Below are 13,522 nucleotides of genomic sequence, written 5' to 3'. Positions count from 1 at the left end.
CTGGGGCACTGTGTGCGTAAAAACATCCCTTGCGTAGTGTAGTGGAATCATGTAAAATCATAATAGATCGAGTGAAAAGAGCAGAAGAAAGGACATGGGATCATTGATTTCCGTACAAAAGTATTTATCGTTTCAGTTTGAGGAACCAGAGACCATAAAAAATATAACAAGCCATGTGGAAATGGTGCTGAAAGAGAGCAAAGTCAAAGAAGGGATTGTTCTGGTATCAGCATTTTCTACCACGGCATCTGTTTTTATTAATGATGATGAAGAAGGTCTGATACAGGATACTTTGGAATATCTAGACGGTATTGTTCCGGAATTCAAAGTACCGTATTACAGGCATAATAAGAGCGAGAAAGATGCACCGGCACATTTGAAAGCAGATATTTTAGGGAGAAGTGAGATGATCTCCGTGACAAATGGAAAGTTGGATTTGGGCAACTGGGAGCAGGTCTTTTATGTAGATTTTACTGGAATGAGAAAGAAGAAAATCTGTGTGAAGATTATCGGAGAATATTGAAAAAAATAAACAGTATTTGCCAGCAGAAATTTATCTGCTGGCAAATTTTTTTGCTTTTCTGTTTCAATATGCAGGATGACCATACCAATCTCAGGCAGGTGGTCTTTTTGCGTTGGAAGATTACCTGAAAAAATGATGTAGAAAAAAGGGAGTTAAATTTATGCAGTTTGCAGGCAAAAAAACGAAAAAGGAATGAAAAATATTTGGAAAGTGTACAAAGTGCCTAAAAATTGGGGGGGGGGGGTAAAATGCACCTTGTACAAGATGTGTACAAAAACAATAAAAAAATAAGAAAAAACTGGATTTGATTATGCAAAATAACGATGATATGATGGAAACACTTTCAGCCGGATGAAAAGAAAAACAGGAAGCGAGGCAGAGTTATGCGAGAAAATTTTGATGTGGTTGTAATTGGCGGTGGAACCACTGGAACGGGTGTTATCCGAGACCTAGTGCTTCGTGGTTTCCCGAATTCTCTTTTGCTGGAAAGAGACGACCTGGCAGCCGGAACTTCAGGAGGTTGTCATTCCGCATTACATGGCGGAGCAAGATATGTGGTTTCAGATGTACAGACTGCAAGAGAATGTTTGCAGGAAAATCAGATCTATCGAAAGATCGTACCACAGGTTGTAGACCCGACAGATGCAATCTGGGTAGCAAAAACCGATGAGCAGATGGAATTTGCACAGAAGTGGATGAAAGGTGCAGATGAGATCGGTCTTCCTTATGAAATCATTTCGGTAGAAGAAGCAACGAAAGAAGAACCACTTCTGACGAAGGATATTCGATTTGCACTTCGAACGATCGACACCGGATTTGATCCATTCCGTCTGTGTATCGCACAGGCATACGATGCGAAAATCAAGGGGGCAGAGATCCGAACCCATCACGAGGTGATCGGAGCACTGATGGAAGGAAATCGTGTGGTAGGTCTTCGGGTACTGGATAAAACAGAAAATAACATTTACGAAGTTTATGCCAAACTGATCATCAATGCAGCAGGACCGTGGTGTTCACAGATTACAGAGATGGCAGGATTTGCAATTCCGATGAAACCAAACAAAGGCTCAACCGGAGTATACAGTATGCGGCCGACAAAGACATTGATCGGTATCTTACGTACCCCGGCCGATGGAGACGGACTGGTAAGTCAGGGATTCCAGAATACCGCACTTCTCGGAACATCTTCTGTAGATGTGGATGATCCGGATGATGCAGATCCGGGAATGGACGAGATCAAGATCATGGAAGATTCTGTGGCAGACATCATTCCGGAACTTCGGGAAGCAAGAATGTTGAGACTGTGTACCGGTGTCAGACCTCTTTACACCACAGGAAAAGAAACCGGCCGAAACATCAGCCGTGGCATGTTCCTTCTGGATCATGAGGAAATGGAAGGGGTCGCAGGAATCATCACCATTACCGGTGGAAAATATGCAACCGCAAGACTGATGGCAGAGGAAGCAGTCAACCTTGCATGTGAGAAACTGGTAGGAAAAGTTCTTCCGTGTACCACAGATAAAGAATTTATCTACGGCGCAACGACCAAAGAAGAAGCAGAAAAGGAAGCACAGGAAATTCATGAAACCTATCATATTTCCCGTTATGCAGCCCATAAGTTTACGGCAAGATACGGAGTGTTTGCAAAGAAGATCCTGGAAGAATATCCGGAACATGCTTATGTGATCGATGATGCAGTTCAGATGATCGGATCAGAGGTCTGCTATTCCTTTAAAGAAGAAAATGTAGAGAATTTCAGAGATCTCCGTCGCCGGACCCGTATCGGAATGGGGCAGGAACAGGGAACATTCTCTATCTATAAAGCTGGTGGAATTGCACAGGAAGATCTGGGCATGACTCCGGCAGAAGCTGAAAAGTGTGTACTTGGTTATGTACAGGAACGTTGGAAAGGTATTTACTTTGCGGCTCAATACGGTGATCAGTTACCATTGTCAGAGTTAATGCAGGAAATGTATATCGGAATGGGAAGCTACGACGTATTAAATATTGGATAAGGAGGGCTGATCATGAGCGGAATAAAAAGTGACGTGCTTGTTATCGGCGGAGGAACCGCTGCATGTGTTGCGGCTGCATCGGCCATGGAAGCAGGAAAGAAAGTGACAATGGTATTTCCAAACGGTGGAAGCAGTGAAATATCGGGGGGAGCCATTGATATATTGGGAGTGATCCCGGGAGAAAAACCGGAGATCTGTGAAGACTATCAGGAAGGCATCGAGGCAGTTCTGAAAGAAGCTCCGGATCATGTATACGGAAAATGCAAAGACAGCCTGGAATCCGGTGTAAAGACGCTGGTGGATCTGGCAGAAGCCGGTGGCTATCCGATGAAAGGCTTTGATGGAAAAAATGTCTGGGTTCCGAATATGCTTGGAACATTTGCAGTCAATGCGTATGTACCGGAGGCGATGGCAGACGGAATCGTGGAACCGGGAAAGGAAGCACGGATCCTGGTAGTAGGAATCAAAGGAAATGTAACATTTAACGCAAAAGCGGCAGCCATGTCTTATCAGAAGTATCAGGAAAAGCTGGGAGGAAAGGCAACCTACTTTTCCACAGAGATTCATCTGACAGGCTGGGGAGATCGGAGAAAGATCAGTGACGGAGAACTGGCAGACTATCTGGATACAACAGAAGGAAAAGAAGAACTTCTGACGCTGATCAAAACCTTCTGTATGAACAACCGATATGCATTTGACACCATTTTGTTCCCGCCGGTATTGGGATATCTGAAGACTCAGAGCATTGTAGCGGAGTTAAAAGAAGTGTGCGGATGCAAAATCGCGGAAGTACAGGCGCTTGGCAATTCGGTCGTTGGTTATCGTTTCACACGTGCGATCTATCGGGCACTGGAGGTCAAAGGTATTCAGATGCTGAAAGGATCGAAAGTGGCGAAGATTGAAGCGGTTGATCAGAAAGTGAAAGCAGATTGTGTGGTTGGACTGACGGATCAGCTTCATCCGGGAGAAGGCGTAGAAATCGAAGCTGCGGCAGCAGTTCTGGCAACGGGCGGATATATCGGAGGCGGAATCAAGGCGAGAAAAACAGAAGTGTGGATTGAACTGTTGGATCAGAATCTTGGAACGCTTACCACCGATCAGTTGACACGGGATGCCATTGCTCCGAAAGGTCAGCAGTTTATGCAGCTTGGTGTGGAGGTCAATGAAGATCTTTCGGTGAAAGAAGAAACCTGGAAGGGACGTCTGTTCGCCTGCGGAGATGTGCTGGCCGGACACAATTTTGCAAATGAAAGAAGCGGAGCTGGAATTGCAGCAGCGTCTGCATATCTGGCAGGAAAACATGCAGCAGCAGTATAAGGAGGCGAAAGGATATGGCAACACAGGATTTTTCAAAAATATATTATCGGACAACCAACTGTCTGACCAGTGATATCATTGCCGATTTCGCACCAGTCAGCAGAGTGCTCGGAGTAGATACTTCCAGTGGAATGGGCGTTGTATTTACTGCAATGGGAACCCGATTTGACATGCAGTATGTTGCAAAAGAAGCCTTTATGGCAACAGAAAACTATGAGGCAGACACCAGAAGCATCGATGATACACCGGTGGCAGAGGTGATGCGCTATGTAAGAAGTGAAGTGATCGCGGGAGAACAGCTTCCGGAAAAATACTGGGCACTCACCGATCGCATCAAAAATGAAGAAAGCGCATTTGGCCAGTACAAAGCTTATTCCGATGGAATGAAAGACGGGGAGATCCTTTTCCTGATCAGCCCGGCGGCAGCAGATGCGAAGAAAACGGCAGATCAGTTCCTGAAACTGGCAGATTCCTGCGGAAAGAAAGCCTATGCAACCAATGAATATAAAGACTGTGGATATCTGTTGCTTCAACTGGGTCAGACAGATGCAGCCAATGCGATCGCCAAAAAGATGGAAGCAGATCTGGCAGCGTATGAAACGATTGTGACAGATGACAGTTACGTACTGGATACTCTGTTGGTCCAGTTCCCGGAACTGAAGGAAAAGATTCAGTTTATCGATGCATTTATTCTGGAAACAAAAGGCGCGATCGATGGAAAAGCGGAAAAGGTTGTTCTGCACGAAAGCGGCGTGATCGAGAGATTATATCCGATGCGTAAAGTGGATTATAAAGAGCTGTTGAAATCAGCGGAACTTCTTCTTCCGAAGCGAAGCGGATACGATGTGACAGATTCGGGAATGGCCGGAGGTCTGGGACTTTATGAACCGGAAAATCTGATGGCAATCGCAGGAAGAAGAATGACAGATTTAATGGAAGAAAGCCATGATGTGATCGTGACACCGTGTGCATGTGAGGCAGCCGGATTAAACTGTGCAGAAAGAGAAACAGTCCTTACGCTGCTTGACTATATTTCCAGATAAAACTTCTGGAAAAGAAACCAATTGAAATCAGGTAGAAAAAGAATAGAAAGAGGAGGAAATCAAAATGAAATATGATCAGAATATTTTTAAGATGCCGGAGTCCATTGACAAAGAGAAATACATTATCTGTACATATTTTTGCGAGGGATATACATCCGATCTTCTGACAAAAGTAGGTTCTATGGCAATCGAGCAGACAACAGGAACCTGGGCACCGGTGCCGTTGGAGACTCCGGAAGTCCGCAGACGTCACGGTGGAAAAGTTATCGCAGTTCATGAGATTCCATGCTATGAATTCGGAATGCCGGAAATGGAAGGAAAAGAAAGAATGGCAGTGTTCCAGATTGCATTCCCATTTGAAAACATGGGAGCAAACCTTCCGCAGGTTCTGACTTCCGTAATCGGAAATATTTCCATGGCAGGAAAATTAAAATTGATTGACATTGATTTCCCGAAAGTATTTACAGACGGATTCAAGGGACCGAGATTTGGTATCGAGGGACTTCGTGAAATCACAGGCGTAAAGAAAAGACCGTTTATCGTCAGCATGATCAAACCTTGTACCGGAGCAACTCCGGAAAATGCAGGAAAACTGATCCGCGAACTGGCAATGGCAGGAATCGACTGGATCAAAGACGATGAGCTGTTCAGCGATACCGATTACTGTACCGTAAAAGATCGTGTAAAGATCGCGGCAGATATTTTGAAAGATGTTTATGAGAGAACCGGAAAACACGTGATCTATTCTCCGAACATTACAGACCGTCCGGACAGAATGCTGGATAAAGCGAAAATGTGTAAGGAAATGGGTATTCCTGGATTGATGATCAATACCTTGAGTGTGGGCTGGCCGTCCATGCAGATGATCGCGGAAAATGACGAGATCGATCTTCCGATCCTGGCACATCCGGCCTTTGCAGGAGCTATGTATGAATCTCACTATTCAGGAATTTCCAGTCATCTGGTACTTGGAAAATTCATGAGAATGAGTGGCGCAGATATCGTAATCTATCCGTGTGCATATGGAAAGGTTGATATCCAGAGAGAACGTTATATCCGAATCGCACAGGCACTGACCACAGATTTCAGAGGTATGAAACGTACATTCCCAGGACCGGCAGCCGGAGTATATCAGGGACTGATTCCGGATGTGGCAGAAGATCTCGGACTGGACTTCTCCATTTCCGCAGGTGCAGCAATGCATGCACATCCGATGGGAGCAGCAGCCGGAGTAGAAAGTCTGATCAAAGCAGCAGATGCAACCGCAGAGGGAATTCCGCTGGAGGAAGCAGCAAAAGACTGTGAGTCTCTGAAAGTTGCACTGGATCTGTGGGGAATCGGCGTACATCAGGATCTGTTTGACTTAAAGAAATAAGATGAAAAGAAAAAGCGTGGATTTGCATATCCACAGTGGATATTCCAGTGACGGGACGTTTTCGGTACCGGAATTGTTTCAACAGGCAGAATCATATGGAATGGAAGCGATTGTAATCTGTGACCATGACACCTGTGAAGCCTGGGAGGAAGCGAAAAAGGAATCAGAGCGGACAGGGATTTTATCCCTTCCCGCACTGGAACTGTCCTGTATTGACGAAAACAGGATGGTACATATTCTGGGATATGGAATCGACACAAAGGCAGAAACATGGATGTCGGATACCGTCGATAAAATTCAGACCTCCAGAATTGAGATCCTTCCGCAGATTCAGAAAAATCTGGAAGCAGAAGGGTTTGCAGTGGATATGGAAATGGTGTACAAATTGGCAGCACCTCACTCACCGGTCATTACAAATTTTGCAAATGCAATTCTTATGGATCCGAGAAATGCAGGCAATCCAAAGCTTGAAATTTACCGACCGGGAGGAGCAAAATCGGACAAGCCATATATTCGTTTTATCCGGGATTATTTAGTGGCAGGACAGAAATGTTATGTGCCGGAGTATATTGTGGATATTTATTCGGGAATTCAGATGATCAGTGAAGCAGGAGGAATTCCCGTATTGGCGCATCCGGGAGAATGGTTTACAACAGAGGATGAATGGAAGATCGGTCGGATGCTGGAATGTGGTCTGAGAGGCGTGGAAGTCTACACCCCGTATCATTCGGAAGAACAGACACTCTATTTTGAGGATCTGGCGAAGCAGCATCACTTATTTGCTACGGCGGGCTCGGACTATCATGATCTCAAGAAGAAACCGGGACATGAAATGGGAAAGATCGAAGCAGCAGATATGGAAATGTTTCAGACCTTAACGCAGATGATCGAGGAAAAGAAATGAAGTATCAGTTAGTAGCAATCGATGTAGACGGTACATTATTAGACGAGGAGCATCGCCTTTTGGAGGAAAATAAAGCAGCCCTTCAGATGGTGCTGGAAAAGGGCGGAAAAGTCGTGCTTTGTTCCGGAAGAGGTTATTGGGCGTTAAAGGATTTTATCGAACAACTGGGAATCAGGAATGCAGTGATCACACAGAATGGAAGTCAGATTACAGATTATACCGGTGAAAATATTCTGCATGAAGAAATGATTTCCGTGGAAAATTGCAGAAAAATTCTGGAGTATTGCGTAAAGAACGGATATCATCCGTTGATCTATCAAAAGGATAACGTCTATGGAGATCTTCAGGATCGATATCTTGAAATTTTTGAACGATGTATGAACCAGAAAGTCATTTATACAGAGGATATTGAACAGACCTATGCACAGATCCCTCTTGGAAAAATTTTAGTTTTAGATGAACCGAAACGGATTTTACAGATCCAAAATTGGATGATGGAGCAGTTTCGGGGACAACTCTTGGCAGAACTTGCCTATGATTTTTCACTGGAAATCGGAGGAAGCGACAAGGGGAAGGCGTTGAAATGGCTGGCGGGGCATTATCAGATCCCAAGAGAAAACATTCTGGCCATCGGAGACGGAGAAAATGATAAAGGGATGTTACAGTATGCCGGATTCGGAGTGGCGATGGGAAGCGCAATGCCAGGTGTTAAGGCGGTTGCGGATGCAGTGACTTTATCTAATAACGAAAGTGGAGTTGCAGAAGCAATTCGAAGATATATGTAAAAAGAAAACCAGAAAGTGGTGGTGAGATGATTTACGAAGGAACCGCAGTTTCGGATGGAGCTGCGATCGGAAAAGTGTTTCATTACAAACCTGTGAAGCTGGAGATCAACGAACGACAGATCGAAGAGATGCAGGCAGAGCAGGAAATTGAAAAGTATCAGAGTATTCTGGAAAGGGCGGAGGCCGAACTGATAAGTCTGATGGAAAATGCAGATCTGGCGGAAGAACAGCGAAAAATCTTTCAGGCACACATTGACATTGTCCAGGACGAAGAAATGAATCTGGAAATTGAAGATGAGATTCGGGAAAATCTGCTGGCACCGGAGTGCGCGGTAACAGAAGTTTACGGACGTTATATCGAGATCCTTTCCAAAGCGAAGGATGATTTAATCCGGGAAAGAGCAGCAGATCTGAAAGACGTAAGTCAGAGAATCATTCGCCTGCTTTTAGGAGTGGAAGAAAACTCCCTGGAAAATCTGCCAGATGAAGTCATCCTGGTTGCTCATGATCTGTTACCTTCCGATACAGCGGCAATGAAACGGGAGTATGTACAGGCCATTGTAACGGAAGTGGGAGGCTATACCTCCCATATGGCAATCTTGGCAAGAAATTACGGAATCCCCGCAGTTCTTGGAGTACCGGATATTCTGGAACATACAGAAAACGGACAGCGGATTGCTGTGGATGCAAAAGCGGGAAAAGTAATTACGAATCTGACAGTGGATCAGGAAAAACAGTATCAGGTCATGCGGGATGAGTATCTGAAAAAAATCAGTGATATGAAACAATATCTTCCGATTCGACCTGAGACTGTAGATGGAACCAAAATTGAGGTTTGCTTAAATGTGGGTTCCGCAGAAAAAAGTGAACTGGAGTTAGAGGAATATACCGATGGAGTAGGACTGTTCCGGACAGAATTCCTGTATATGAGCAAAAAACAGTTGCCTACGGAGGAAGAACAGTTCGAGGTATACAAAAAAATTGCGGAAGTCTACGGAGAAAGACCGGTGGTCATCCGTACGTTAGATATCGGCGGCGATAAGAAACTGGACTATCTGGAACTTCCGCAGGAAGACAATCCATTCCTGGGACTTCGGGCACTTCGCCTTTGTTTTGAGATGAAGCCGATCTTTAAGACACAGCTTCGGGCCATTTTAAGAGCCGGTGTCTATGGAAATATCTGGATCATGTTCCCGATGGTGGGAAGTATCGGAGACATCCGGTTTGCAAAGCAGATCGTAGAAGAAGTGAAGCAGGAGCTGGATCAGGAAGAGGTTCCTTATGATAAGAACATCAAAGTGGGAATCATGGTGGAGATTCCATCGATTGCACTGATGGCAGATGTGGCAGCTTCGGAAGTGGATTTTGCCAGTATCGGAACCAATGATCTGTGCCAGTACCTGATGGCAGTGGATCGGTTGAATCCGAGTGTTGCCAAGTATTATCAGAGTTTTCATCCGGCAATGTTTCGTCTAATTAAACAGATTGCAGAAGCTTTTACCAGTCAGGGAAAACCGGTCAGCGTATGCGGAGAAATGGGTGGAAATCCTCAGGCGGTTGCCTTGCTTGCGGGTCTGGGAATCCGGAAATTCAGTATGAACGCTTCGTCCGTGGCACCGGTGAAGAAAATGATCCATCAGCTCAATATCCGGAAAGCAGAGAGAATGGCACGGACTGTGTTGGAACTGTCTACTGCAGTGCAGGTGGAAAGCTATATGAACTCAGAATTACCGCAGTAATGCGAAGAAGTAAAGGAGAGAAATTGCCATGTATGCAAAACAGGTCGTAATAGAAAACAAAACAGGACTTCATGCCCGTCCGGCATCGGATTTTACAGCGCTGGCAAAGAAATTTAAAAGCAAAGTCTATATCCAGAATATGGACGAAGAGGGAAGCTGTAAGGCAAATGCAAAATCAATCATCATGCTGATCACACAGGGCCTTGCTCAGGGAGTAACGGCTGAAATCAGTGCAGAAGGAGAGGATGAAAAGGAAGCAGTAGAAGAATTGGTTGCATTGGTTCAAAGCAAATTCGGCGAAGAGTAAAGGGGGAAATGCATATGGAGACAGTTGGATTATATACAAATCCTACGATGATACTGACCGGGGTACAGGCAGAGGATGCAGAGTCCGTGATTCGTCTGCTGTGTGACAAGGCAATGGACAATGGTTGTATTGAACCGGTGTTTGTGCAGGCGATTCTGGAACGGGAAAAAGAATATCCCACAGGACTTCCAACCATGGTGCCGCTTGCAATCCCGCATATTCATGACGGATGCTTACGATCCTTTTTCTCAATGGCGGTTCTGGATGAACCGGTGTCATTTCGATGCATGGGGGATCCGGACGAAGTCATCGAAACAAGACTGGTTTTTTTATTCGGAATCACAGATCCCAGTTATCAGACAGCGGTTCTCAGAAAATTCAGTACGATTTTCCAGAGTGAGGAAGAACTGCATCAGATGATGGAAACGAAAGAGGCAGAAAAAGTCATGGAACAGATGAAGGCATTGCTGGATGAGTATCTGGTAACGGAAGCATAGTTCAGAGAGGAGAGAGCGTATGAAAAGCAAGATTAAGATGGCAGTTGCATGTGGTGGAGGTATCTTTACAACGACAGTCGTAACAGATAAGATCAAAGACATTTTAAAGAAAGAAAAAATTCAGTTCTCGATCACACCACACAAGATCACGGAAGTTGCAAATCTGGAAGGATATGATCTGATTGTTGTGACAGGAAAGACCAATGCTACGAATAAGGCAGGAGCTCCGGTGATGCTGGGACTTCCGTTATTTACAGGAGTTGGGGCTGAAGAATTTACAGAAGAACTTTTAAAAGAAATCAGAAGAATTATGGAAGAGTAACAACAAAAACAATCAAAGAGAGGAAATGAGAAAAGGAGGTAACAGTTTATGCAGGCTTTATTATCATTAGGTAATGCGTTTAACAGCGTGATGGGTATTTTCGGCAGTACTATCATCGTACCAATCGTTATTTTTATCATCAGTATGTGCATGCGTGTCGGTGTAAAGAAATCGTTCCAGGGAGCAATCTACATGGCTGTCGGACTGACGCTGTTTAATGCAGTACTGGGAATCCTGATGTCAGCGATTACGCCATATGTTACCGCAATGGCAAGTAATGTGGGAATTTCCCTTCCGTATATTGACATCGGATGGCAGGGGGCATCCGTTGTAGTATATTCCAATACATTAGGATATATCTATCTGGTATTGGGACTTGGCTTAAACCTGTTGTTATTTGCTCTGAACCTGGTAGATACCTTCCAGCCTACAGATATCTGGAACTATTATCAGTTCGTATTCTGGGCAGTTATCGTACAGTTCACAACCGGAAGTTTTGCACTTGGCGTGGCAGCAGCCGTTGTCTGCAACCTGGTAGTACTTCTGATCGCAGATATTATTGCTCCGTCTTTGCAGGAATTTAACGGATATGACAACCTGACACTTACCAGTGTACCTCAGGGTGGTGCACCGTTTGCCATGATCGTTCGCTGGATCGTAGTGAAACTGAAAATTAAGACCAAACCGGTCAGCGCAGAAAGCCTTCAGGAAAGATTCGGGTTCTGGGGAGAACCACTTTCCATCGGACTTATAGTCGGACTTCTGATCACATTGCTTGGTTCCACACAGGGACTGGGTGAAGTTGCAACTTGGGCAGGAATTATTTCGACTGCAATTACGATTGCCGGCGTTATGGTCATTTATCCATCTGTTTCCGGTCTGTTTGTAAAAGGTCTGATTCCGCTTAGCCAGTCCATGCAGGCAAGAGCAAGAGAGGGAAAATCCAATCGTAAATTCTTCCACGTAGCAATGGATCCGGCTGTATTCTTCGGAAACGGAGACAATATGGCAGCTGCCCTGATCCTGATCCCGATCGTATTCTTTACTTCTATTATTATGCCTGGAAATAAGATCCTGATGCTGGCAGATATTCCGGCAATGGCATTCATGACAGCCGGTCTGATCTGTGTATTCAGAGGAGATATTCTTCTGACCATTATTTCCGGTACAGTCTGGTTTAACATTGCGAATATCCTGAATTCGGATGTGTGTGCAGCTTTTACAAAAGCAGCAGAATCTGCAGGTGTTTCCAATCAGATGGAATCTGTGGCAAATGCATTCTCACAGGGATTGGGAATTGCATCCTGGACCGTAGGAACCAATCCGGTACTGTATCTGGTATACAAAGCATTTTCCGCAGAAGGTATGATGAGAGTGGTTGGAATCATTCTGGTTCTGGCTGTTTACGGACTGATCTACATTTCTTTCAGAAAGAATAAAAAGAAATGGTGGATGGCAGCAGGTGCCAGCGAAGAATATCTTCAGGAAAGAGGATATATCGAGTAATAATAGAGTTATTTTAAGGAAACATGGCAGGAGTTCTGAGAGGGACTTCTGCTTGTTTCATCTAAGGCAAAATGTTATAATAATGGCACTGATAAGGTGGTGTGAAAAATGGCAGACAGATTCTTTCAGGGATATGTATATCAGTTGCAGGAAAGTATCCCGAGAACCTTTGGAGTGATAGACAGCAAGGAGATTGTTTCATGCAGCAATCAGGAATGGATCGGGCTGAAAAACTCGTTTAATTTAATAGATTATAAAGTAGAAGAAAACGAAAGCTTTATCGTGGCTGAGAATACATACAGAGTGTTTTATCAGAATCATTTAATGAAATTTGCAGTATTTGTGGAAGGAACGGATCAGGTCGCAGAAGATTATGTGACGATTCTTGCAGTGTGTTTTACCGGAATGAAGGCATATTTTGAAGAAAAATATAACCGTCATCTGTTCTACAAAAATCTGTTTTTAGAGAATATACTTCCGGAAGATGTACATGTGCGTGCAAATATGTTGAAGATTCCTCTTCTGAAACCACGGACGGTGTTCCTGTTAAGATTCCGGAAGACAGAATCAGACTGGGACTGGAATTCCTTAATCCAGGATATGGAGAAACCGGCAAAATATGAGGTGTTTTCCATGACAGAAACCGATGTTCTGGTGATTGCCGAGGTGCGATCCAATACGACACGGGAAGAACTGGATGAGATGGGAAATTATTTCCAACAGACAGCAGAAGAACTGTATGGAGAAAAACCGGCAGTCGGAATCGGAGAGATCGTGACAGATATCCGGCAGCTTCCAGAATCTTATAAACAATGTATCTATGCTTTGGCGTTATTGTATCTGTTTGAAGAAAAGTCCAGTGTAATTAATTATGCTCATCTGGGAATCAACCGGCTGATTTATCAATTGCCGCTTCCACTATGTGAGCGTTATTTAAAAGAAGTATTTATAAAGGGAAGCTTCGAGACGATGGAGTCGGAAACTTTGGATACGATTCAATGCTTTTTTGACAACAATCTGAATGTATCGGAGACGGCCAGACAGTTGTTTATCCATAGAAATACGTTGATGTACCGAATCGAAAAGGTGAGGAAATTTACAGGACTGGACGTGAGAAATTTTGATCAGGCGATCGTATTTAAACTGGCGATGGTCATCCATAAGCATGTAAAATATAAAGAATAAGAGG

General features: G+C 44.3%; 13 protein-coding genes. All 13 read left to right on the top strand.

What is annotated here, in order from left to right:
- The first annotated feature begins 94 nt into the window (after positions 1 to 94).
- The gene (locus tag KGMB01110_RS06135; protein WP_117888832.1) at positions 95 to 523 is read left to right on the top strand and encodes a secondary thiamine-phosphate synthase enzyme YjbQ; all 429 of its coding nucleotides are present in this window, start codon (positions 95 to 97) and stop codon (positions 521 to 523) included.
- A gap of 383 nt (positions 524 to 906) precedes the next feature.
- Positions 907 to 2,538 (top strand): FAD-dependent oxidoreductase, encoded by a 1,632-nt coding sequence (locus tag KGMB01110_RS06130; protein WP_117603175.1) that lies wholly within the window; start codon positions 907 to 909, stop codon positions 2,536 to 2,538.
- 12 nt (positions 2,539 to 2,550) lie between these two features.
- Positions 2,551 to 3,855 carry an FAD-binding protein gene (locus tag KGMB01110_RS06125; RefSeq protein WP_117603174.1) on the top strand — a complete coding sequence of 435 codons (1,305 nt, stop codon included), beginning with the start codon at positions 2,551 to 2,553 and terminating at the stop codon, positions 3,853 to 3,855.
- Between the two features lie 14 nt (positions 3,856 to 3,869).
- Positions 3,870 to 4,898 (top strand): (Fe-S)-binding protein, encoded by a 1,029-nt coding sequence (locus KGMB01110_RS06120; protein ID WP_117888835.1) that lies wholly within the window; start codon positions 3,870 to 3,872, stop codon positions 4,896 to 4,898.
- Positions 4,899 to 4,962: 64 nt separating this feature from the next.
- A complete protein-coding gene (locus KGMB01110_RS06115; RefSeq protein WP_117603172.1) occupies positions 4,963 to 6,273 on the top strand; it encodes a RuBisCO large subunit C-terminal-like domain-containing protein in 1,311 nt (436 codons plus the stop codon).
- Position 6,274: 1 nt separating this feature from the next.
- Positions 6,275 to 7,177, top strand: a complete 903-nt coding sequence (locus KGMB01110_RS06110) for a PHP domain-containing protein (protein ID WP_119297826.1) — start codon at positions 6,275 to 6,277, stop codon at positions 7,175 to 7,177.
- The gene (locus tag KGMB01110_RS06105; protein WP_117603170.1) at positions 7,174 to 7,962 is read left to right on the top strand and encodes an HAD family hydrolase; all 789 of its coding nucleotides are present in this window, start codon (positions 7,174 to 7,176) and stop codon (positions 7,960 to 7,962) included. Before KGMB01110_RS06110 ends, KGMB01110_RS06105 begins: the two co-directional genes overlap by 4 nt.
- A gap of 26 nt (positions 7,963 to 7,988) precedes the next feature.
- Positions 7,989 to 9,701 (top strand): phosphoenolpyruvate--protein phosphotransferase, encoded by a 1,713-nt coding sequence (ptsP, locus tag KGMB01110_RS06100; RefSeq protein WP_119297825.1) that lies wholly within the window; start codon positions 7,989 to 7,991, stop codon positions 9,699 to 9,701.
- Positions 9,702 to 9,729: 28 nt separating this feature from the next.
- Positions 9,730 to 10,008: an HPr family phosphocarrier protein gene (locus tag KGMB01110_RS06095; RefSeq protein WP_117603168.1), complete on the top strand. Its 279-nt coding sequence runs from the start codon at positions 9,730 to 9,732 to the stop codon at positions 10,006 to 10,008.
- Between the two features lie 14 nt (positions 10,009 to 10,022).
- The gene (locus tag KGMB01110_RS06090; RefSeq protein WP_119297824.1) at positions 10,023 to 10,505 is read left to right on the top strand and encodes a PTS sugar transporter subunit IIA; all 483 of its coding nucleotides are present in this window, start codon (positions 10,023 to 10,025) and stop codon (positions 10,503 to 10,505) included.
- Positions 10,506 to 10,524: 19 nt separating this feature from the next.
- A complete protein-coding gene (locus KGMB01110_RS06085; RefSeq protein ID WP_117603166.1) occupies positions 10,525 to 10,827 on the top strand; it encodes a PTS sugar transporter subunit IIB in 303 nt (100 codons plus the stop codon).
- A 48-nt stretch (positions 10,828 to 10,875) separates the two neighbouring features.
- Positions 10,876 to 12,333, top strand: coding sequence for a PTS transporter subunit IIC (locus tag KGMB01110_RS06080; RefSeq protein ID WP_119297823.1), 1,458 nt, complete (start codon positions 10,876 to 10,878; stop codon positions 12,331 to 12,333).
- Between the two features lie 108 nt (positions 12,334 to 12,441).
- A complete protein-coding gene (locus KGMB01110_RS06075) occupies positions 12,442 to 13,518 on the top strand; it encodes a PucR family transcriptional regulator (RefSeq protein ID WP_119297822.1) in 1,077 nt (358 codons plus the stop codon).
- The last annotated feature ends 4 nt before the right edge of the window (positions 13,519 to 13,522 follow it).

It is taken from the genome of Mediterraneibacter butyricigenes (genome assembly GCF_003574295.1).
Lineage (GTDB): Bacteria > Bacillota > Clostridia > Lachnospirales > Lachnospiraceae > Mediterraneibacter_A > Mediterraneibacter_A butyricigenes.
Note: the sequence above shows the minus strand (reverse complement) of the source record. Positions and strands in the feature narration are given on the sequence as shown.

Coding starts and splice junctions, on each gene's coding strand:
- KGMB01110_RS06135 (WP_117888832.1), top strand. CDS start 95: ATGGGATCATTGATTTCCGTACAAAAGTATTTATCGTTTCAGTTTGAG.
- KGMB01110_RS06130 (WP_117603175.1), top strand. CDS start 907: ATGCGAGAAAATTTTGATGTGGTTGTAATTGGCGGTGGAACCACTGGA.
- KGMB01110_RS06125 (WP_117603174.1), top strand. CDS start 2,551: ATGAGCGGAATAAAAAGTGACGTGCTTGTTATCGGCGGAGGAACCGCT.
- KGMB01110_RS06120 (WP_117888835.1), top strand. CDS start 3,870: ATGGCAACACAGGATTTTTCAAAAATATATTATCGGACAACCAACTGT.
- KGMB01110_RS06115 (WP_117603172.1), top strand. CDS start 4,963: ATGAAATATGATCAGAATATTTTTAAGATGCCGGAGTCCATTGACAAA.
- KGMB01110_RS06110 (WP_119297826.1), top strand. CDS start 6,275: ATGAAAAGAAAAAGCGTGGATTTGCATATCCACAGTGGATATTCCAGT.
- KGMB01110_RS06105 (WP_117603170.1), top strand. CDS start 7,174: ATGAAGTATCAGTTAGTAGCAATCGATGTAGACGGTACATTATTAGAC.
- ptsP (WP_119297825.1), top strand. CDS start 7,989: ATGATTTACGAAGGAACCGCAGTTTCGGATGGAGCTGCGATCGGAAAA.
- KGMB01110_RS06095 (WP_117603168.1), top strand. CDS start 9,730: ATGTATGCAAAACAGGTCGTAATAGAAAACAAAACAGGACTTCATGCC.
- KGMB01110_RS06090 (WP_119297824.1), top strand. CDS start 10,023: ATGGAGACAGTTGGATTATATACAAATCCTACGATGATACTGACCGGG.
- KGMB01110_RS06085 (WP_117603166.1), top strand. CDS start 10,525: ATGAAAAGCAAGATTAAGATGGCAGTTGCATGTGGTGGAGGTATCTTT.
- KGMB01110_RS06080 (WP_119297823.1), top strand. CDS start 10,876: ATGCAGGCTTTATTATCATTAGGTAATGCGTTTAACAGCGTGATGGGT.
- KGMB01110_RS06075 (WP_119297822.1), top strand. CDS start 12,442: ATGGCAGACAGATTCTTTCAGGGATATGTATATCAGTTGCAGGAAAGT.